This is a genomic window from Myxococcus sp. NMCA1 (assembly GCF_026810205.1).
Lineage (GTDB): Bacteria > Myxococcota > Myxococcia > Myxococcales > Myxococcaceae > Myxococcus > Myxococcus xanthus_A.
The window spans coordinates 20,359-39,653 of record NZ_CP113950.1 but is presented as its reverse complement, the minus strand read 5'-3'; the positions used below and the strand labels follow the sequence as shown (position 1 = coordinate 39,653).

Sequence of the window (19,295 nt, the reverse complement as noted above, 5' to 3'; positions counted from 1 at the left end):
CACCCGCATGAGCGCGCCTCATCGCAGCCCCACGGTCCTCGCCGGACGTCGTCCGCGCTGGGACTCCCGCCGCCGCGCCGACACTGCCCGTGCCTTGGAAGGCACTGGCACCCTGGACGCACCAACCCCCGAGGTGGACAAGGTCAACCTCGCGCAGAAGCTGGCCCTCTTCTCCGAGCACTGGTCCCCGAAGGTGGTGGGCGAGCTGAACGGCCAACACGTCCGGCTGGCCCGGCTCCACGGCCCCTTCGTCTGGCACCATCACGACGCCGAGGACGAACTGTTCCTCGTGCTCCACGGCCAGCTGCGCATGGAGCTGCGCGAGCGCACGGTGAACGTGGGCCCAGGCGAGTTCATCATCATTCCTCGCGGCGTGGAGCACCGTCCCGTGGCGGAGGAGGAGGTCCACGTCCTGCTCTTCGAGCCCGCCACCACGCTCAACACCGGCAACGTCCGCGAGGAGCGGACGGCCGAGCACCTGCAGCAGCTCTGAGGCGGACGTCCAGGCACCCCGCCGGGCGGGCGAGCCTTCTGCCACCCCGCTCGCGCGGATTCCTCCGTGGCGCCGCGCGGCGCACCTTTAGCTCCGGACCCGGGCCGCCCGAGCGGCTCCCTGCCGAGGAGCGGAAGCGATGCGCATCCACCACCTGAACTGCACCACCATGTGCCCACCGGGCGGCCGGTTGGTGGACGGACGAAAGGGCTTCAAGGGGCCCGCGGCACTGACGTGTCACTGCCTCCTGGTGGAAGGCCGGCAGGGACTCATCCTGGTGGACACCGGCTTCGGCCTGGAGGACGTGAAGCACCGGCGCCCCCGGCTGTCGCCCCTGTTCCTCGACCTGCTGATGCGGCCCCAGCTCAACGAGGGCTCCACGGCCATCCGGCAGATTGAGCGCATGGGCTTCCAGGCCAGGGACGTGCGCGACATCGTCCTCACCCACCTGGACTTCGACCATGCCGGCGGCCTGGACGACTTCCCACACGCCCGGGTCCACCTGCTGTCGGACGAGTACCAGGGCGCCGTGGCCCAGGCGACGCCGTTGGATCGGCGCCGCTACCGGCCGTTGCAGTGGATGCACGAGACGCAATGGGTGACGTACCCCTCCGGTGGAGACGGTGAGCGCTGGTTCGGCTTCGAGTGCGTGCGGGATTTGACAGGCCTGCCGGCGGAAATCCTGCTGGTGCCACTGCCGGGCCACACCCTGGGCCACGCGGGCGTGGCCATCCAGAATGGCAGCGGCTGGCTGCTACACGCCGGAGACGCGTACTTCTACCACGGGGAGATGGCCCCTGACCGGTACCGGTGCACGCCAGGGCTGCGCGCCTACCAGAAGCTGATGCAGAAGGATGGCTATCTGCGCTGGCACAACATGCGCCGGCTGCGCGAGCTGGTGCAGCGGCACGGACGGGTCGTCACGGTGTTCTGCGCGCATGACTCGCTGGAGTTCGAGCTGCTGGAGGAGCAGGAGAAGGCGCCGACGCTGTCGCCCCTGCGGACCTTCGTGGATACCCAGCCGCCGCTGCACGCGTGACGGGCGGGCTCATGAGTGCAGGGATATATCGGGTGGCTCGCGCAGCTCCGAACCCAGCAGCATCAGCGGCAGCTCCACGATGAAGGTGGCGCCCTCGCTGGGGGCGCTCTCCACGCGGATGGTGCCGCCGTGCGCCTCCACCAGCTGCCGGACGATGTAGAGCCCCAGCCCGAAGCCCGCATGCTGGCCGCCGGAGGGCTCTCTTTCGAAGCGCTCGAAGATGCGCCGCTGCGCCTCCGGGGCAATGCCCACGCCGTGGTCCCTCACGCACAGCCGCGCCCGCGCCACGCCCGCGTACTCCACCCGGACCTCCACCGGCCGTCCCCTGCCGAACTTCAGCGCGTTGGACAAAAGGTTCGTCACCACCCGGTCCAACCGCAGCCGGTCCCACCGGCCCACCAGCCCCAATTCTGCGCCGAACTCCAGCTTGCAGCCCGCCTCCGCGGCCTGTTCGGCGAAGCGCTCCACCACCTCGTGCACCAGCTCCGGCAGGTCCACCGGCGCCACGTCCAGCATCAGCTTCCCCGACGACAGCCGCGACAAGTCCAGCAGGTTGTGCAGCAGCTGCCCCAGCCGCTGCGTCTGCTTCAGCGCCGCCGCCAGCCCGTCGCGCGCCTTCTGCTCACCCGCGAGCTCCATCCGCTGAAGCCTTCGCAGCAGCAACTGCAGCGTGTTCAACGGATTGCCCAAGTCGTGCGCCGCCACGCCGATGAGCTCCACCGCATCCTGCGCCTCGCTCCAGAGCCGGGCGTTGTCCAGCGCGAGCGCGGCCCGCCCCGCCACCTCCTCCACGAAGACCTGGTCCGTCACCGTCAACCGGCGCTCCGGCGCGGACGTCAGCAGCACGAACACCCCGCGCGTCTGCCGCCCCACCCGCAGCGGCACACCGAGGTAGGAGCGCACGCCCACCTTCTCCATCAGGGACAGGGGCTCGGGGCCCACCAGTCCCTCTGACAGCGTCTCCGGGGACACATCGCTCTTGAGCTCGGAGCGTCCCGTGCGCATCACCTGCCAGATGCCCCACTGCGAGTCTCGCGGTGGCGGAAAGCGCCGCGCCGCGTCCCACAGCCACGCCTCCTTCTCCGGCACCGCGTGCGCCACCGCGCGAGGCCAGAGGTCGCCACTGGTCGTCATCAGGAAGAGCAGACAGGCGTCCGCCACCTCCGGCACCATGATGCGCGTCAGCTCAGCCACCGTCTGGTCGGGGTCCTGGAACTGGTGGAAGAGGCCCCCTGCCTCCGCCAGCAGCTGCTGCGTGCGCTCGGCCCGGCGCCGCTCGGTGATGTCGCGCGTCACCTTGGCGAAGCCGCGCGGCTGCCCGTGCGCGTCCTGGAGCACGGTGACATTGGTGTCCGCCAGGTAGCGCGAGCCGTCCTTGCGCACCCGCCAGCCCTCCGTGTGCAGCCGCCCATCCCTCCGGGCCCGCGCCAGGTCCTTGTCCGGAATCCCCGCCGCCACCGCATCCGGCGGATAGAAGACGCTGGAGGGCTGGCCCAGGATTTCCGCCTCGCGGTAGCCCATGATGCGCTCCGCGCCCGGGTTCCAGCTCTCCACCCGGCCCCGCGCGTCCAGCAGGAACAAGGCGTAGTCGCGCACCCCCTCCACGAGGAGTTGGAAGCGCTCTGCGCTGGCCTCTGCCTCCTGTTGGATGGGCCGCAGTCTGCGCGTCAGCGTCCACGCCAGCATCGTCGCCCCCGCGAGGCCCAGGCTTCCCGCGAGCAGGGACAGCCCGAGCGCGCTGCGGTCCGTGGCCAGACTCTCATGGATGCCCTGGGACAGCCGGGCCTCCGTCTGCTGGTGGAGTATCCGAAGGCTGTCCATGGTGCGGCGGCGCGTGTCCGCCACGTGGCCGTCGAAAATCTGCTCCAGCCGCTGGCGGGGCACGCCGTCCTCGCGCTCCATGATGAGCGCCTGCATGGCCTCCTCGTGCTCCAGCTCCGCGTGGGAGACGGCCTCCAGTTGCGTGGCCAGGGGCTCCTGGGTGAGCCGGCGCTTCAGGGCTTCATAGGTGGCGATGAAGCGCTCGCGCGCGACGGACATGTCCTGGGCGAAGAAGGCATCTCCCGATAAAGCGAAGCCCCGCCCACTGACGACCTTGTCGTTGAAGGTCCGCTCCAGTTGTTTGATGTCCAGCACGTCCCGGGACAGCTCCAGGATGCGCGCCTTGTGGTTGGCCCGCACGGAGAGCAGCGCCACCACGGACGTTCCCGCCAGCACGAGCGCCACCACCAACGAGATGATGAAGCCGGCGCCCGCGCGCTGCGCGAACGTCCACGGACGTGCCACCTCCCCTCCTCCCCAGACGGTCCACCGCCCATGCCCTCGGGCAGGGTGAATCGCTCCGCACCCTGAATCCAGGGGGCTCGCCGGGTGACTCGAACGTCGGAAACCGGGCGCTCGGGCAGACGGCGCCCGTGCCCGCGCGCCGCGGTGTGTGCACCGTCCAACCCCACCTCACACCCCGGCTGGGCATGCGCGAAGCCCGGACCCACGTTGGGCGCGGGTGGTGGCCAGGGCGGGACGAGAGCGCATGCGCGGAGCGGGGCGACGGGGAGCGTGGTTCTGGGCGTGTGGGCTGGTGCTGTGGGTGGCGTGCAGCCAGACGCAACCGGACGAGGACGCGGACAGCCGCCGGCCAGTGTCCGCCTGCGAGCCCATGACGTGCGCCTCCCAGGGCATGGACTGCGGCATCGCCATTGACGGCTGTGGCGGCACGCTCGACTGCGGCGCCTGTGGCCCCGGTGAGGTGTGCGGAGGCGGTGGCCGGCACAACGTGTGCGGACCGGCGCCCTGCGAGCCCACCACCTGTGAGGCCCTGGGGCTCAACTGCGGACCGGTGTCGGATGGCTGTGAAGACGTGCTCGACTGCGGCACCTGCACGGCGCCCGAGTCCTGCGGCGGCGGGGGCACGTCCAACGTGTGCGGCGAGCCCACCTGCACGCCGGACACCTGTGAGTCGCTGGCGCGCAACTGCGGCGCCGTGCCGGACGGCTGTGGCGGCATGCTCGACTGTGGCGTCTGCGCGGACGGCCTGACGTGCGGGGGCGGCGGCGCGCCCAACGTGTGTGGCCGCGGCATCTGCAAGCGTGCCACCTGCGACGCGCTGGGGAAGGACTGCGGACAGGTGTCCGACGGCTGCGGCGGCATGCTCGACTGTGGGGCCTGCGCGGGCGGCCTGACGTGTGGCGGCGGCGGCGTGCCCAATGTCTGCGGCAACTCGCCGTGTACGCCGGGAACGTGTGAGACGCTGGGGAAGAACTGCGGGCCGGTGGCGGACGGGTGCGGCGGCATGCTCGACTGCGGCGTCTGCGCGGACGGCCAGACGTGCGGCGGCGCCGAGCCCAACGTGTGCGGCGGCGGCGTGTGCACCCCGCTCACCTGCGAGTCCCAGGGAAAGAACTGCGGCACCGTGCCGGATGGCTGCGGCGGGCTCCTGGACTGCGGCGCCTGCCCGGCGGGCGAGACGTGCGGCGGAGGCGGCGTGGATCACGTCTGTGGCCGTCCCCTCTGCACACCGGCCACCTGCGAGTCGCAGGGCAAGGACTGCGGCACCGTGCCGGATGGCTGTGGCGGCGCGCTCCAGTGCGGGACGTGCGCGAATGGCGAGACGTGCGGGGGCGGAGGCACGCCCAACGTGTGCGCGGCGCCTTCCTGCCGCCCGTACACCTGCGGCCTGCTGGGCAAGGACTGCGGCACCGTGCCGGATGGGTGCGGCGGCGTCCTGGAGTGCGGCACCTGCACGGCGCCCGAATCCTGTGGAGCGACGGGCGCCCCCAACGTCTGCGCGGCGAACGCGTCCGTGTGCGTGGACCGGAACCTGGGCAGCGTGTTGCCGGTGATGGTGAAGGGCTCCACCGCGCACGCGGGGGATGACCACCAGTCCTCGTGCGGCGGGAGCGGCGCGCCGGACCGGGGCTTCCTATGGACGGCGCCCAGGAGTGCGCTCTTCACCTTCGACACGGCGAAGTCGGCCATCCGCTCGCTCATCTCCGTGCGCAGCGGCGGCTGCGGGGGCGCGGAGCTGGCGTGCGCGAAGGACGGCATCAGCTACGGCGGCGGCGCGCGTGTCTCGGTGCCGCTGGTGCAGGGACAGACGGTGCTGGTGGTGGTGGACTCGGCGAGCCAGGACCGGTTCAGCGCGGGGTACTTCGAGCTGCACATCGACGAGCTGCGAGCCAGCGAGGCGGGCTCCTGCTTCGACGGCATGGACAATGATGGGGACCGCTGGGTGGACTGCGCGGACACGGACTGCCACGACGCGCCGGGCTGCGGTGGCCGTGGCTGCGCGCACCATGATTTGGGCAGCGCGATGCCGGTGACGTTCCACGGCGAGACGGCGGACTCCGGCGATGGATTCCAGGGCACCTGCGGCGCGCTGCTCCAGCAGGACCGCGCGCACCTGTGGACGGCACCGCGGACGGGCACCTACGTCTTCGACACGGCGCCTGGTGAGTGGGGCAACGCGCTCTACGTGCTCACCGGTTGCCGGGGCACGGAGCTGGGCTGCGCCTCCAACCCGAATGGAGGGACCGGGCGCTCGCCCTCCGTGAAGGTGACGCTGGCGCAGGGCCAGACGGTGCTGGTGGTGGTGGACGGCATGGCGAATCCCGACCAGGACACGCCCATCCGGTACACGCTGCACATCAGCGAGTACGCCGAGACGGAAGCAGGCCGGTGCGCGGATGGCGCGGACAACGACGCGGATGGCTTCGCGGACGCGGAGGACCCCGACTGCCGGTAACGAGAGGCAACCCCATGTGGCGGAGTGCCTCGATGGGGCACTCCCATGCGCATGTGTTGGGTGCCATCGTGTCAGCGATGTGCCTGCCGGAGTGCCTTCACCACAACGTCACGGATGCCAACGGCGCGCGCGTAGGAGTCTCCCTCTCCCTCATCCGGGAAATACAAGTCGTAGGCGGGTGCCATGAACACCACCGTGCCGCGCTTCGCCCCCCTGACACCACCACAGGCCCACTCGACAGTGGTCTCGTAGTGGGTCGGCGCATGACCGGAGGCCGACTCGGACTCTCTACGAAGCATCGCGCTCGTCAAATCCCGGAGGATGCGCTCACCTTCGGCCCGGGACAGCTTCTTGGGACTGAGTTTGACCGGGTCTTCCCAGTCGTCCCCTCAGCCAGAGACCTCCGCGCCGCTTCGCGTCACCTTCAGGTAGAAGGTGCTTTGGGTGAACACCCAACAACCCGTGACGACATAGTCGACCTTCACCGCCACCGGCAGGTCCTCGCTGGGCACCGCGTACCCGAAGACGTCGTCAGACGCCTGCGCGGAAGAAAGCCCCGCCGCCGCCAGAAGGGCCGTGAGCACCCGAGAGAACCGCCTCATGGTGCGACCTCCGCTGCATCGAACGGAGGGAGCCTGGCACCCGCGACTCACGGGCGGCCACGCATGGTTCCATCATCGTTTCGGTACGAACGGCCGGCTCAGCCTTCCTGAGCGGGTACGGGCGCCGCGTCCGCGGGCTCCTCGCCCGGCGCCGCGAACGTCCCCGTGGCGGGGTCCACGTTCCAGGCGGAGTACTGGTGCGTCTTCACGTCCCGCAGCTTCCCGTCCTCGTAGCAGACCGAATAGATGAGGAACTGCGGGTTGACGAAGTTGGGCTGCCCGTAGCGGTAGCACTCCGCCCCGCTGGTGTCCCGCTCCAGGGTGATGGGCCGTCCGAGCACGGCGCGCACCTGCTCCGTCGTCATCCCACCCCGCATGGACTTGAAGCCTTGGGGCGTGACGATGCGGAACGTCTTCTCCTCGCCCTTGGCGATGGTCCAGAAGCCCACACCCAGCACCACCGGTACCAGGGCCGCCAGCAGAGCGCCCGCCCACCGACCCCGAGGCACCTTCCTGTCCTTCTGGAAGGCCGTGAAGAGGCCGCTGGCCGCGTCCTCCTGGGGGTTCGTCTCCGTCGCGCTCACGTCGCCTGACATGCAGTCCTCATATCGCGGATGCAACAAAGTCCACGCCTCCCGCCCTTTCTCCCTGCCCGCCCACCTGGGAGGGCTTACATCGCCTGACGGCTCCCTCTCCCAGGTCACACGCGAGTTTACAATGAACAGGGGGGCGGCCTGCTACATCCCCTCCAAGGGAGTCAACGAGGAGTCAAGTCACCATGCCGAAACGCGGCGGCGGCGGTCGCGGCGTCACCCAGAAACCCTCCAACCGGGACGCGCTCCCGGCCGGCGCGGAGTCGAAGGACACGGAGCTCTTCTTCAACCGAGAGCTGTCCTGGATGGCCTTCAATGACCGCGTCCTCCAGCTCGCCGAGTCCCCGGAAATTCCGCTGCTGGAGCGGCTGAAGTTCATCGCCATCTACGCGCGCAACCTGGACGAGTTCTTCATGATTCGCGTCGCCCGTCTGCACGAGCAGATTCGCGGCGGCGTGGCGCGCCTGGTCCCCGACGGAGCCTCTCCCAGCGACACCCTGGACAAGCTGCACGACGGCATCCTCAAGCAGGCGCGGCGCCACGGCGACGCCTTCGAGAAGGTGCTCCGCCCCGCCCTGGCCGAGAAGGGCCTGCGCATCCTCTCCGCCAGGAATTTGGACGCCGAGCAGCGCGCCCAGGTGGACCAGCGCTTCAAGGAGCAGATTTTCCCCGTCCTCACCCCGCTGGCCATCGGCCTGGGGCGGCACTTTCCCTACATCTCCAACCTGTCGCTCAGCCTGGCGGTGCTGCTGAGGGACCCGGACGCGGACGAGGAGAGCGTGGCCCGGGTGAAGGTGCCCAAGGAGCTGCTGCCGCGCTTCCTGCCCCTCAAGGGCAACGTCTTCGTCCCCTTGGAGGAAGTCATCGCCCAGCACCTTGGCGACTTGTTCCCAGGCATGGAGGTGCTGAGCTGGGGCACCTTCCGTGTCACCCGCGACGCGGACTTCACCGTGTCCGAGGACGCGGAGGACCTGCTCAAGGCCGTGGAGACGGAGCTGCGTGAGCGCCGCTTCGGCGACGTCATCCGCATGGAAGTCCAGGCCGGCATGAGCCCCAAGCTGCTCGAGCCGCTGGTGGAGGCCATGGGCCTGGAGGCACGTCAGGTCTACGAGGAGCACGGCCTGGTGGGTCTCAACGACTTGCAGTCCGTCGCCTTCGCCCCGGGCTTCCCGGAGCTGAAGGACCCGCCGTGGGTCCCCATCACCCAGGCCCGCCTGCGCACGGACGCGGACGCGCCGGACGGCGGCACGGTGATGTCGTCCATGCGCCGGGGGGACTTGCTGGTCCACCACCCCTACGAGTCCTTCGCCACCTCCGTGGAGCGCTTCGTCACCGAGGCCGTGGCCGACCCGGACGTGCTGGCCATCAAGCAGACGGTGTACCGCACGTCGGACAGCTCGCCGCTGGTGCCCGCGCTGATTACCGCCACCGAGCGCGGCAAGCAGGCGGTGTGCATGGTGGAGCTGAAGGCCCGCTTCGACGAGCGCACCAACATCCGCTGGGCCAACGCGCTGGAAGAGGCGGGCGTGCACGTCGTCTACGGGATTCCGTCCCTGAAGACGCACGCGAAGGCCATCCTCATCGTCCGGCGCGAGGGCGACAAGGTGCGGCACTACGTGCACATCGGCACCGGCAACTACAACCCGAAGACGGCGCGCCTCTACACGGACATGGGCCTGTTCACCACGGACCCGGACATTGGCGCGGACGTGGCGGACGTCTTCAACTACCTCACCGGGTTTGGCCGGCCGAAGAGCTTCCGCAAGCTGCTGGTGGCCCCGCTCACCATGCGCCAGGGCCTGCTGGAGGAAATCAAGCGCACCGTCGCCGCGCACACGGCCGAGCGCCCCGCGCGCATCCAGATGAAGATGAACGCGCTGGTGGACCCCGGCATCATCCACGCCCTCTACGAGGCGTCCCGCGCGGGCGTGAAGGTGGAGCTCAACGTGCGCGGCATCTGCTGCCTGCGCCCGGGCGTTCCCGGCGTGTCGGAGAACATCCGCGTGGTGTCCGTGCTGGGCCGCTTCCTGGAGCACTCGCGCATCTACATCTTCGAGCGCGGCCCGGAGCTGCGCTGCTTCATCGGTTCGGCGGACTTGATGCCGCGCAACCTGGACCACCGCGTGGAAATCCTCGCGCCGGTGGAGGACGCCAGCCTGGCCGCCCAGGTGAAAGACTCGCTGGAGCGCTGCATGGCCGACACCACGTCCGCCTGGGAGCTGACGGCGGATGGCGGATGGCGCCGCCGGCTGCCGCGCGCCGGTGAGGAGAAGCGCTGGGCCCAGGGCGAGATGATGGAGCGCGCCCAGCGCATGGCCCAGTTCCAGGGCGGCCGTCCGCTGCTCTGACAGCACCTGCACCTCGGTGGGCGCCGGGGGGTCTCAGCGCTCGGCGTCCTCGCGGCGGTGGGCCTCCACCTCGCGCACCTCGCGCCACTGAATCCACCCCTCGCGCGCGGCGTGACGGGCGGCCTCGGTGGTGTCATCCACCGCGAGCATCTGGCTGCCCGCGGCGCGGATGTCCCCGGCGATGAGCGCCAGCTCCTCGGCCCGGCGCTGATGCCCGGGCACGTTGCGGATGTAGACGCAGAGGATGCGCCCGGGAAACTCACGGACGATGGTGCGGTAGTGCTCCGCGTCCTCCTGGCCACTGTCTCCAATGAGGATGAAAGGCAGGTGCGACAGCGTGCTGAGCACCGCGCGAATCTTCTCCAGCTTGTGCCCATGGCCGCCGCCGGGCGCGAAGCCCTGGCTGGACAGGCCCCAGTCGCGCAGCAGCAGCGGACCGGTGGGGATTTTGTGCAGGGAGAGGAACTCGTCCAGGTGCTCGTAGAGGTTCCACGGACTGCTGGACACGTAGAAGATGGGGTTGTCCGCGCTGGTCCCCCGGCCGTGCTGGAGCGCGGCATAGAAGGCGTCCACGCCCGGGAAGGGCAGCCGCACGCGGTGCTCGGTGAGGAAGAGCGCCCAGGCCCGCTTGAACAGGTCGGTGACGCCGGTGACGATGACGGTGTCGTCGATGTCGCTGATGACGCCGAACTCCGCGCCGGGCCCGGCCATCCGCACCGGCGCGGCCACGCGGGACACGCCCTCCGCGTCCGGCGACAGCAGCTCCAGCTCCACCATGTGCCAGCCCGAGCGCACCCCGTCCGGCGGAGGCACCCACAGCTCCAGGAAGCCCTCCTCGTCGGTGGTGCCCTCCCAGCGCTTGTCGCCCCAGCGCACCGCGACGTGCGCGCCCGGCACCTCGCGCGTCATGTAGCGCTTGTAGGAGGCCACCGCGCTGCCCACCAGCGTGTAGCGCTCCTGCGGCGGCCGCACATGCCGGTCCTCCAGCACGCGGGCCTTGATGACGGCGCGCTCGGGCGTGCCATAGCCCCGGTAGGGGAGGATGCGCAGCGGCGGCGCGATTCCCAGCTTCTGGCGAAGCTTGCGGCTCAGCGCGTCATAGTGCGCGTCCACGCGGACGGCGAGTCGATAGAAGCGAGGAAGAAAGTCGGCCATGGCGCGGAGCGTAAAGGTGTGGAGCCTGACTCTAGAGGAGTCCGCGATTGAGCGGCACAAACCCGTGAGGGTCCACTGGCGGACTGTCACAGCCCTTGCCTGCCACGGTGTGCGTATCCGCAACGCAGCTTCCTCTCAACCTGGAGCTTTGCCTTGCCGCGTCAATCCCCCCGCTGGTGTCTCGCCGCCGCCGTCGCCGTGCTGCTCGCCGGAACGGCCGCTTCCTCGCAGTCCCCCTCCAGCATCACCTTCCAGTCGCCCGCGCAGGGTTGGAATGTGCTCGCCTCCTCCAACCCGCTGCCCTTCGGCTCCACCGCGGCCATCCACTTCAGCGCGGACCGGCTGACGCAGTGCCGCGGCAACATCAACGGCACCACGCCCGGGTGGACCATGACGGGCTACTACCAGTTCAACAATGGCCCGGTGCAGCGCTTCTGGGTTGCGGGCTTCTCCTCCACGCCCAACCCGCCCGCGCCGTCCATCCCGCTCAACACGCGGGGCACGCTGGCGGTCTGGTTCGAGAACACCAGCCGCTGGGGCTGCCAGGCCTGGGATTCGAACTTCGGCAACAACCACCTCTTCACCGTGCAGTGACGGCGAGCCCGTGGGCGCGGCGTGCAGGGCCGCGCCCACGGGGCTTTCAGTGGGCCTGCGTGACGAGCTCCACCCGGCCCAGGGGGCTGTGGCCCTTCGCCAGCAGCCGCCGCGCCGCGAGCACCGACACGCAGTCATCCGTGCTGTGGATGTCTCCGTAGAAGGTGAGCAGCGTGGCCGGGTCCACCACGCGAATCCCCCCGGCGTCCACGAAGGGCACGCGCCGGATGAAGACGTCGAGCAGGACCTTGCCGCCCTCATCGTGCCGGGCGTAGCGGTAGAAGTGCGTGGAGGTGGCGTCGAAGCGCGTCCAGATGCGGTGGTAGCCGCGAGCGGTGAGCACGGCGATGAGCTCCGGGAAGCGCGCGGGCTCGACGAAGAGGTCCACGTCCTTGTGGTCGTGGAAGCGCTTCAGCTCCTCGTGCGGCGGGGCCATGAAGTGCCAGGCCCAGCCTCCGGACACCGTCACCCAGGGCGCCAGGGCGCGCACCTCCGTCTCGCAGGCGCGCAGGCGCTCCAGGTTCCAGCGCTCGTGCGCCCGCTTCGGATTGCGTGGATCTCCCATGGCCGTGTCCTTGTGTGAGGGCACGGCGTGGACGGAAGGTTCATTCCGGACTGACAGCGGCGGGCCTCAGTCGCGCCGGCCCAGCGTGCGGTCCAGGTTGTAGGCGGAGCTGATGAGCGCCAGGTGAGTGAGTGCCTGCGGGAAGTTGCCCAAGGCCTCGCCGGACATGCCCGTCTGCTCCGCGTACAGGCCCACGTGGTTGGCGTAGCCCAGCATCCGCTCGAAGATGAGCCGCGCCTCCTCCAGCAGGTCGGGCCGGGCCACGCTCGCGCGCGTCATCGCCTCCACCAGCCAGAAGCTGCAGAGGTTGAAGGTGCCCTCGCTGCCGGCGATTCCATCCAGCGTGGCCTCCACGTCGTAGCGGAACACCAGCCCGTCCGACGCGAGCCCGCCGTGGGACGGCGGCTTGCGCATGACGTCCAGCGTCTGGAGCATGCGCGGGTCCACCGGGGACAGGAAGAACACCAGCGGCATCAGCAGATTCGCCGCGTCCAGCGCGTGGCCGCCGTAGTACTGGACGAAGGCGCCCCGCTCCGGGTTCCAGCCCTTGTCCATGATGTCCTCGAAGATGGCGTCCCGCACCTTGTGCCAGCGGGCCCGGTCCGCCGGGAAGCTGCGCTTGTCCGCCAGCCGGATGGCGCGGTCCACCGCCACCCAGCACATCAGCTTCGAGTACACGAACTGCCGCTGCCCGCCTCTCACCTCCCAGATGCCTTCGTCCGGAAGCTCCCAGTTGTCACACACCCAGTCCACCAGCCGCCGCAGGTGCCGCCAGAAGTCATAGGAGATGGGCGCCGCGTACTTGTTGGACAGGTACACGGAGTCCATCAGCTCGCCGTAGATGTCGAGCTGCAACTGGTCCGCCGCCGCGTTGCCGATGCGCACCGGGCGCGCGCCGCCATAGCCCGACAGGTGAAGGAGTTCCTGCTCCTCGGGCACGCGCTTGCCGTCGATGCCGAACATCAGGGGCAGCGGCCCGTCGTCGTACTCCGCGCAGCGCGCCTCCACCCAGCGCATGAAGGCCGCCGCCTCCTGCTTGAAGCCGATGCGGAGGAACGCGTACACGGTGAAGGCCGCGTCGCGCAGCCAGCAGAAGCGATAGTCCCAGTTGCGCGTTCCGCCCGGTGACTCCGGCAGGCTGCAAGTGGGCGCCGCGACGATGGCGCCCGTGGGCGCGAAGGTCATCAGCTTGAGCGCCAGCGCCGAGCGCTGCACCGTCTCCCGCCACCGGCCCGTGTACTGGCAGCCCGACAGCCAGTGGCGCCAGTACTCCACCGTCTCCCGGAAGAGCTCCTCGGAGGACTCATGGTTGTGCACCACCGCCTCGCAGGACGTGCGCGCGCCCGGGTGCAGGGAGAAGACGGCGGACTGGTTCTCATGCAGGGTGAAGGACGCGGTGACGCCCCGCTCCACCTTCCGCAGCGGCACCGACGAGGACAGCGTGAGCTGGAGCGTGTCAGAGGAGAAGGTGGCCCCGCTGTGGATGAGCTTCGTCTCGTGCGTATCCCGCGCGTAGTTGAAGGCCGGGAAGCACTCCATGCGGAAGACCATCTGTCCACGCACCACGCGCACGCGCCGGAGGATTTCCCGATCCTCCTTCATCCCCTTCCTGCCCGACATGGGCATGAAGTCGACCAGCTCGCCCACGCCATCCGGCGTGTAGAAGCGCGTCACCAGGACGTTGGTCTCCGGCCAGTAGAACTGCCGCTTCATCACCCCGTCGGGCTCCGGCGCGATGCCCCAGTGGCCGCCCTTCTCACGGTCCAACAGCGCGGCGAAGACACTGGGACTGTCGAAGTGCGGAAAACAAAACCAGTCGATGGTGCCCTCGTTGCCCACCAGCGCCACCGTCCGCAGGTCGCCGATGACGCCGTGGTCCTCGATGGCCACCGGCTGTCCCGTCACCGAAGCGCCGCTGCTTCCCGTTGCCATGCGTCACTCCTTGTCGAAGGGGTCAGATGAAGCGGATGACGTCCTTGATGCCGCCGGACTTCTTGCCAGTGACGACGTCGCAGAAGTCCTCGGGCGAGTGCCTGGCGCAGATGAGCCGCTCCAGCCCCCCGGGCCAGCGGGCCTGGAAGTGCCGCAAGTCCTCCAGCGCCATGTCGAAGTCGACATCCGCCGCGTTCACCGTGCCCACCAGCACCTGGTTGCCCAGCACCACGTCCTTGAGCACCGGTGCCACGTCGAAGGGCTCCTCCTTCGACGGGACACCCGTGAGGATGCAGACGCCGTTGGGGCCCAGCGCCTTCAGCGTCTCCAGCGCCGCCTTCGCCACGCCGGCGGCCTCGTAGATGACGTCCGCGGCGCCGACCCTGCGGACCAGCTCCTCCGGCCGCACCTCCTTCGAGGAGATGTAGGGCACACCCAGCGCTTCCGATGCCTCGGCCTTCGCGTTGGGCTTGGGGCTGCGCGAATACATCGTGGTGGCATAACCCCGGCGTACCAGCGCCATGGCGCCCAGCAGTCCCACCGGCCCCGCGCCCAGCACCACCGCGCGGCCCGGGCCCACCTTCCAGGGCAGCCGGTCCTGGAAGCGCTCCAGTTGGCGGAGGGACTTCTCCGCGATGGTGAGCGGCTCGGTGAGCACCGCCACCTCGCGCAGCTCCGCGGGCACCCGGTGCAGGTAGGCCACGTCCTCCACGAAGGACTCGGCGCCGAAGCCGTGAGCGCCCTGGATTCCCCGCTCGGTGAAATCGCCGGTGATGCAGAAGTCCGGATGGCCCCCGCGGCACGGCGGGCAGGTGGCATGCGGGCACGGCCGGCGCACGCGTGGCACCACCCAGTCCCCGCGGCTCAGGCCCCGGACGGCCTCACCCACCTCCACCACCTCGCCCAGACACTCGTGACCCAGGATGAGGTGGTCCGAGCCCGGCGGCGGGGAGCCGTAGACGAACTCGATGATTTCCTTGTCCGTGCCACACACCCCGATTTCCCGCGTCCGCACCTTCACCTGCGTGGGGGACTGGATGCGAGGCTCGGGGGCGTCGGTGATGACACGCACCTCGCGCTTCTGGGGGAAGACGGCCACGGCCTTCATACGGCCTCCTTGCGATGCACATCCCGGCACGCGGCCAGGCGCGGACGGGACACGGTGATGCCTGCCGGGTACGACTGCTCGCTCAAGCACGGACCCGTGGCGGCACGGGCCCGCTGGTGAACAGCGCCCGCTCCCACGTTGCCCAGGGGTCAACGCTGTGCATGCACGAAACCGCTGCCCACCCGGCCCGCCCGGGTCTATGAGGAGAGGTGTGAGCGAGCCCCAGTCCTCCTACTCCGATGACGAGCCGCGCCGCAGCCGCACCACGGCCATTGCCGCGGCGGCGTGCGTGCTGCTCGCCCTGCCCTTCCTCGTGCTGGGCCCCTACCTGCTCAGCGCCAAGGCCCGCGTGGAGCTGCGGTGCCAGCCCGGCGGCGTGTGCCTGCTGTTCCATTCCAGCTGGCTCACCCGCGACGAAGTGGCCAGCTTCGCGATGAAGGATGTGCAGGACGTCAAGGTGGACCGGACCCGCGCCGCCCGCCGCAACCGCGTGCCCATCTTCCGGCCCACGCTGGTGACGGCGCACGGCGAGTACCCCCTCTTCTTCCAGTGGGTCACCGAGGAAGAGGAAGCCACGCGCGTGGAGGCGCAGTTGGAGCAGTCCTTCGCGAACCCCGGCGGAAAGACGGTGGAGTTCGTCCGGGATGACCGCAACGCCTCCCTGCGCGTGGGCGGCGCCTTCAGCGGCGTGGGCGTGCTGCTGCTCGTCTTCGCCGCGTGGCTGGGATTGCGAACGCGGACGCACCTGCGCACCGAACGGGCGAGCCGCGCCGCCTGAGCACCCCCGGGACGAAGGGCCTTCGCCTCAGCCCCCGGCGAGCAGCAGGACGCCGACGAAGCGGGTCAGCACGAAGCCCATCGTGACGCAGAAGGCCGCGCCGAAGCGCTCCAGGTCGAACCGGAACTGCCAGTCCCACAGCTTCACCTTCTGGAAGCCGGCCACGACGGCGCCCACGACGAAGGGGGCCAGCAATCCCACGGTCCACGCCAGCCCCTCGTCGGCGATGAGGGGCTCGGCGGAGAGGGCCAGGCTGCCCGCCCCCAGCAGCACGCCCAGGCCCAGCAGGAGCATCAGCCCGGCGGCGCCGAAGCGGCTCTTGTCCGAGTAGGTCGCCAGAACGCCCCGCATCAGCTCGATAAGCCCTTCCGCCAGCATGCCCCAATGTCTAAGACAGCCGGGCAGGCGATGAAAACACGCGACTGCCGCGTCACTAGGTTCTACCGGGTGGGACAAAGGCCGTGGGCCACGAGCCCCTCTCCGCGCGCAGAGCAGGCGAGCAGGCCAGGAAGCCCTCAACGGGCCCTTTGCGTGCTCCCCCTTCCCACTTGCACCTACGTGCCTAGCTTGTGGTGGATGCTGCGCGCCCTCCTTGGCCGTTGGAGAAGTTCCCTGCGCCTGCTCCAGCCGGCGCATGTCGGCGCGGAGCGCGCGAAAATCAGCGTCGCCCGGTTGGACCACGAGTACGCCAACAAGGTGGTCGCCTTGCAGAACGTGGACCTCAACGTCCGCTCGGGCGAATTCGTATGCCTGCTGGGTCCGTCCGGCTGCGGCAAGTCCACGCTGCTCTACGCGCTGGCGGGACACGTGGTACCCACGGGGGGCTCGGTGTCCATCGACCGGCAGCCCATCCACGGGCCCGGGCCGGACCGGCTGCTGATGTTCCAGGAAGCCGCCCTGTTCCCGTGGCTCACCGTGCGCGGCAACATCACCTTCGCGCTGGCCGCCCGGGGCGTGCCCCGCGCCGAGCGCCGCGAGCGGGCGGACACCTATATCCAGCGGGTGCAGTTGGGCGGCTTCGAGGACGCGCTGCCCCATCAGCTCTCCGGGGGCATGAAGATGCGGGCCTCGCTCGCCCGCGCGCTGGCGGTGGACCCGGCCGTGCTGCTGATGGACGAGCCCTTCGGTTCGCTGGACGCCCAGACGCGCATCCACATGCAGGAGCTCCTCCAGTCCATCTGGGTGCGCACGGGCAAGACGGTGGTGTTCGTCACCCACGACGTCCATGAAGCGCTGATGCTGGGCACCCGCGTGGTGCTGATGGCGCCCCGGCCGGGACGCGTGGTGCGGGATTTGGAAGTCCACCTGCCCATGCCGCGCCAGCCGGAGGACGCGGCGCTCAATGAAATGGTGCGGCACGTCGGCGGCCTGCTGCGTGAGGTGGAGGGCCGCGCCCACACACGCTCGCTCAAGCCAGCGCCCACCCGGGCCCCCGCCCAGCCCGTGCTCCGTCCGCAGGTGATTCCCGGCCCGTAGAGGTGCGTCATGAAACACCATGCCCAGAAGCTGCTGGTGATCGCGTTGCTGATTGGCCTCTGGGAGCTGGTGGCCCGGATGGGCGTCTGGTCTCCCCACCTGCTGCCCGGGCCCCTGACGGTGGCCCAGAGCCTGGTGGCCATGGTCGCCGACGGACGCCTAGTGGGCGCGGCGGGACGCTCCCTGGGGCGGCTGCTGCGCGCCTACCTGATGTCGGTGGCCCTGGGCGTCCCCCTGGGCCTGCTGATTTCCCGCATCCCCTTCTTCCGCAACGCCGTGAAGCCGGTGGTGATGGGGCTGCAGGCACTGCCATCCATCTGCTGGCTGCCGCTGGCCCTGCTGTGGTTCGGGCTGACGGACGGCGCCATCCTCTTCGTCGTCGTCATGGGCAGCGTGCTGGGCATCGCCATCGCCACCGAGGACAGCGTCAACGGCGTGGACCCGCAGCTCACCCGCGTGGCCAGCACCCTGGGCGTGCGAGGCCTGCGCTTCCATTTCGGCGTGCTGCTGCCCGCGGCCCTGCCCGGCATCGTCACCGGCCTGAAGCTGGGATGGAGCTTCGCCTGGCGCGCGCTGCTGGCCGGTGAGCTGCTCTTCGTCTCCGGCGGCCTGGGGCAGTTGCTCACGGTGGGCCGCGAGCTGATGGACGTGCCCCAGGTCATGGCCGTCATGGTGGCCATCGTCATCATCGGCACCGCGGTGGACCGTGTCCTCTTCCAGACGGTGGAGGTGCGGCTGCGGCGGCGGTGGGGGCTGACGGCGACGACGTGAGGCCCACGGCCGTGTGGCGCCTGACGCTTGGATTCGTCGGGCGTTGAAATCCCGCCGACGCGTCACACCTTCAACGGCCATGCGTGTCTTCCGCACCCTGTTGCCCGTGGTGGTCGCTGGACTGGCGGTGCTCGGCGCGGGCTGCAAGCGCGAGTCCGCCGCGCGCGGCCCCGACGCGCCGCTGCGCCTGGGCTTCTTCCCCAACATCACCCACGCCCAGGCCCTGGTGGGCAACGCGGAGGGCACGTTCGCCTCGCAACCGGGTGTGGGCCGCCTGGAGGTGATGCAGTTCAACGCGGGCCCCGCCGCCATGGAGGCGCTGGTGGCCGGTTCACTGGACGTGTCCTACGTGGGCAGCGGTCCAGCCATCAACACGTTCCTCAAGGCCGGGCGCGAGCTGCGCGTCATCGCGGGCGCGGTGAACAACGGCGCGGTGCTGGTGGTGCGCACGGTGAAGACGCCCGCGGAGCTCAAGGGCAAGAAGCTGGCGTCGCCGCAGCTGGGCAACACGCAGGACATCGCCCTGCGCTACTGGCTCAAGCAGCAAGGGCTGACGACGCGCCTGGACGGCACCGGGGACGTGCAAATCTTTCCGCTGAGCAACCCGGACATCCTGGGCCAGTTCCTGCGCGGCGGCATTGAGGGCGCGTGGGTACCGGAGCCCTGGGGCGCGCGCCTGGTGGCCGAGGGCAAGGGCCACATCCTGGTGAATGAGAAGGACTTGTGGCCCGGCGGGCGCTTTCCCACCACGGTGCTGGTGACGACACGACAGGTGATGGAGACGCAGCGCCCGCGCGTGGTCGCCCTGCTGCGCGCGCACCTGCGGCTCACCGAGCGCTGGCAGGAGGACCCGGCCGGCTTCACCACCGCGGCCAACGCCGCCTTCGGCCGCCTCACGAGCAAGCCACTGCCCGCCGGCATCCTCCAGCAGGCCTTCTCCCGGCTGGAGCCCAGCCTGGACCCGGTGCCGCAGGCGCTCGCCACCGCGGCCGAGCATGCGAAGACGCTGGGCTTCATCACCGACGCCAACATCGACGGACTGGTGGACCTGAGCCTCCTGGACGAGGCACGGGCGGGCGTCGCGAAGTGATGACGATGGA

17 protein-coding genes are annotated in these 19,295 nt (G+C 70.0%); 9 read left to right on the top strand and 8 right to left on the bottom strand.

Annotated features, from left to right (window positions below; translation table 11 throughout):
- Positions 1 to 7 precede the first annotated feature (7 nt).
- Positions 8 to 493: a cupin domain-containing protein gene (locus OZ403_RS00180; RefSeq protein ID WP_140786543.1), complete on the top strand. Its 486-nt coding sequence runs from the start codon at positions 8 to 10 to the stop codon at positions 491 to 493.
- A gap of 139 nt (positions 494 to 632) precedes the next feature.
- Complete coding sequence (locus tag OZ403_RS00175; RefSeq protein WP_268783197.1) at positions 633 to 1,532, top strand: MBL fold metallo-hydrolase; 900 nt, start codon at positions 633 to 635, stop codon at positions 1,530 to 1,532.
- 9 nt (positions 1,533 to 1,541) lie between these two features.
- On the opposite strand, the gene OZ403_RS00170 is transcribed toward OZ403_RS00175, so the two are convergent.
- On the bottom strand, positions 1,542 to 3,818 hold the full coding sequence (locus tag OZ403_RS00170) for an ATP-binding protein (RefSeq protein ID WP_140786541.1): 2,277 nt from the start codon (positions 3,816 to 3,818) through the stop codon (positions 1,542 to 1,544).
- A 244-nt stretch (positions 3,819 to 4,062) separates the two neighbouring features.
- Here OZ403_RS00170 and OZ403_RS00165 point away from each other — a divergent pair, with 244 nt between their 5' ends.
- The gene (locus OZ403_RS00165) at positions 4,063 to 6,273 is read left to right on the top strand and encodes a tryptophan synthase alpha chain (protein WP_268783196.1); all 2,211 of its coding nucleotides are present in this window, start codon (positions 4,063 to 4,065) and stop codon (positions 6,271 to 6,273) included.
- Between the two features lie 389 nt (positions 6,274 to 6,662).
- On the opposite strand, the gene OZ403_RS00160 is transcribed toward OZ403_RS00165, so the two are convergent.
- On the bottom strand, positions 6,663 to 6,875 hold the full coding sequence (locus tag OZ403_RS00160; protein WP_268783195.1) for a hypothetical protein: 213 nt from the start codon (positions 6,873 to 6,875) through the stop codon (positions 6,663 to 6,665).
- 98 nt (positions 6,876 to 6,973) lie between these two features.
- Positions 6,974 to 7,471 carry a hypothetical protein gene (locus tag OZ403_RS00155; RefSeq protein ID WP_174258582.1) on the bottom strand — a complete coding sequence of 166 codons (498 nt, stop codon included), beginning with the start codon at positions 7,469 to 7,471 and terminating at the stop codon, positions 6,974 to 6,976.
- A 182-nt stretch (positions 7,472 to 7,653) separates the two neighbouring features.
- Between OZ403_RS00155 and ppk1 the strand changes: the two genes are divergently transcribed.
- A complete protein-coding gene (ppk1, locus tag OZ403_RS00150) occupies positions 7,654 to 9,816 on the top strand; it encodes a polyphosphate kinase 1 (protein WP_268783194.1) in 2,163 nt (720 codons plus the stop codon).
- A 33-nt stretch (positions 9,817 to 9,849) separates the two neighbouring features.
- Here ppk1 and OZ403_RS00145 read toward each other — a convergent pair whose 3' ends face one another.
- Positions 9,850 to 10,971 carry an App1 family protein gene (locus OZ403_RS00145; protein WP_174258581.1) on the bottom strand — a complete coding sequence of 374 codons (1,122 nt, stop codon included), beginning with the start codon at positions 10,969 to 10,971 and terminating at the stop codon, positions 9,850 to 9,852.
- A gap of 153 nt (positions 10,972 to 11,124) precedes the next feature.
- Between OZ403_RS00145 and OZ403_RS00140 the strand changes: the two genes are divergently transcribed.
- Entirely contained in the window at positions 11,125 to 11,565 is a 441-nt protein-coding gene (locus tag OZ403_RS00140) for a DUF6209 family protein (RefSeq protein WP_140796851.1), read from the top strand.
- A 46-nt stretch (positions 11,566 to 11,611) separates the two neighbouring features.
- On the opposite strand, the gene OZ403_RS00135 is transcribed toward OZ403_RS00140, so the two are convergent.
- The 3 genes from OZ403_RS00135 to OZ403_RS00125 form a co-directional block, all read right to left on the bottom strand.
- On the bottom strand, positions 11,612 to 12,130 hold the full coding sequence (locus OZ403_RS00135) for a hypothetical protein (RefSeq protein WP_140786535.1): 519 nt from the start codon (positions 12,128 to 12,130) through the stop codon (positions 11,612 to 11,614).
- Between the two features lie 66 nt (positions 12,131 to 12,196).
- Positions 12,197 to 14,062: a glycoside hydrolase family 15 protein gene (locus OZ403_RS00130; protein WP_268783193.1), complete on the bottom strand. Its 1,866-nt coding sequence runs from the start codon at positions 14,060 to 14,062 to the stop codon at positions 12,197 to 12,199.
- A 22-nt stretch (positions 14,063 to 14,084) separates the two neighbouring features.
- Positions 14,085 to 15,170: a glucose 1-dehydrogenase gene (locus tag OZ403_RS00125; protein WP_268783192.1), complete on the bottom strand. Its 1,086-nt coding sequence runs from the start codon at positions 15,168 to 15,170 to the stop codon at positions 14,085 to 14,087.
- A 211-nt stretch (positions 15,171 to 15,381) separates the two neighbouring features.
- Here OZ403_RS00125 and OZ403_RS00120 point away from each other — a divergent pair, with 211 nt between their 5' ends.
- Positions 15,382 to 15,948 carry a hypothetical protein gene (locus tag OZ403_RS00120; RefSeq protein WP_268783191.1) on the top strand — a complete coding sequence of 189 codons (567 nt, stop codon included), beginning with the start codon at positions 15,382 to 15,384 and terminating at the stop codon, positions 15,946 to 15,948.
- A 27-nt stretch (positions 15,949 to 15,975) separates the two neighbouring features.
- Here OZ403_RS00120 and OZ403_RS00115 read toward each other — a convergent pair whose 3' ends face one another.
- A complete protein-coding gene (locus OZ403_RS00115; RefSeq protein WP_140872939.1) occupies positions 15,976 to 16,326 on the bottom strand; it encodes a hypothetical protein in 351 nt (116 codons plus the stop codon).
- A gap of 198 nt (positions 16,327 to 16,524) precedes the next feature.
- Here OZ403_RS00115 and OZ403_RS00110 point away from each other — a divergent pair, with 198 nt between their 5' ends.
- From OZ403_RS00110 to OZ403_RS00100, 3 genes are all read left to right on the top strand, one after another.
- Positions 16,525 to 17,424: an ABC transporter ATP-binding protein gene (locus tag OZ403_RS00110; RefSeq protein ID WP_140786530.1), complete on the top strand. Its 900-nt coding sequence runs from the start codon at positions 16,525 to 16,527 to the stop codon at positions 17,422 to 17,424.
- Positions 17,425 to 17,433: 9 nt separating this feature from the next.
- Positions 17,434 to 18,195: an ABC transporter permease gene (locus tag OZ403_RS00105; RefSeq protein ID WP_140786529.1), complete on the top strand. Its 762-nt coding sequence runs from the start codon at positions 17,434 to 17,436 to the stop codon at positions 18,193 to 18,195.
- Between the two features lie 79 nt (positions 18,196 to 18,274).
- Positions 18,275 to 19,285: an ABC transporter substrate-binding protein gene (locus tag OZ403_RS00100; protein WP_268783189.1), complete on the top strand. Its 1,011-nt coding sequence runs from the start codon at positions 18,275 to 18,277 to the stop codon at positions 19,283 to 19,285.
- The last annotated feature ends 10 nt before the right edge of the window (positions 19,286 to 19,295 follow it).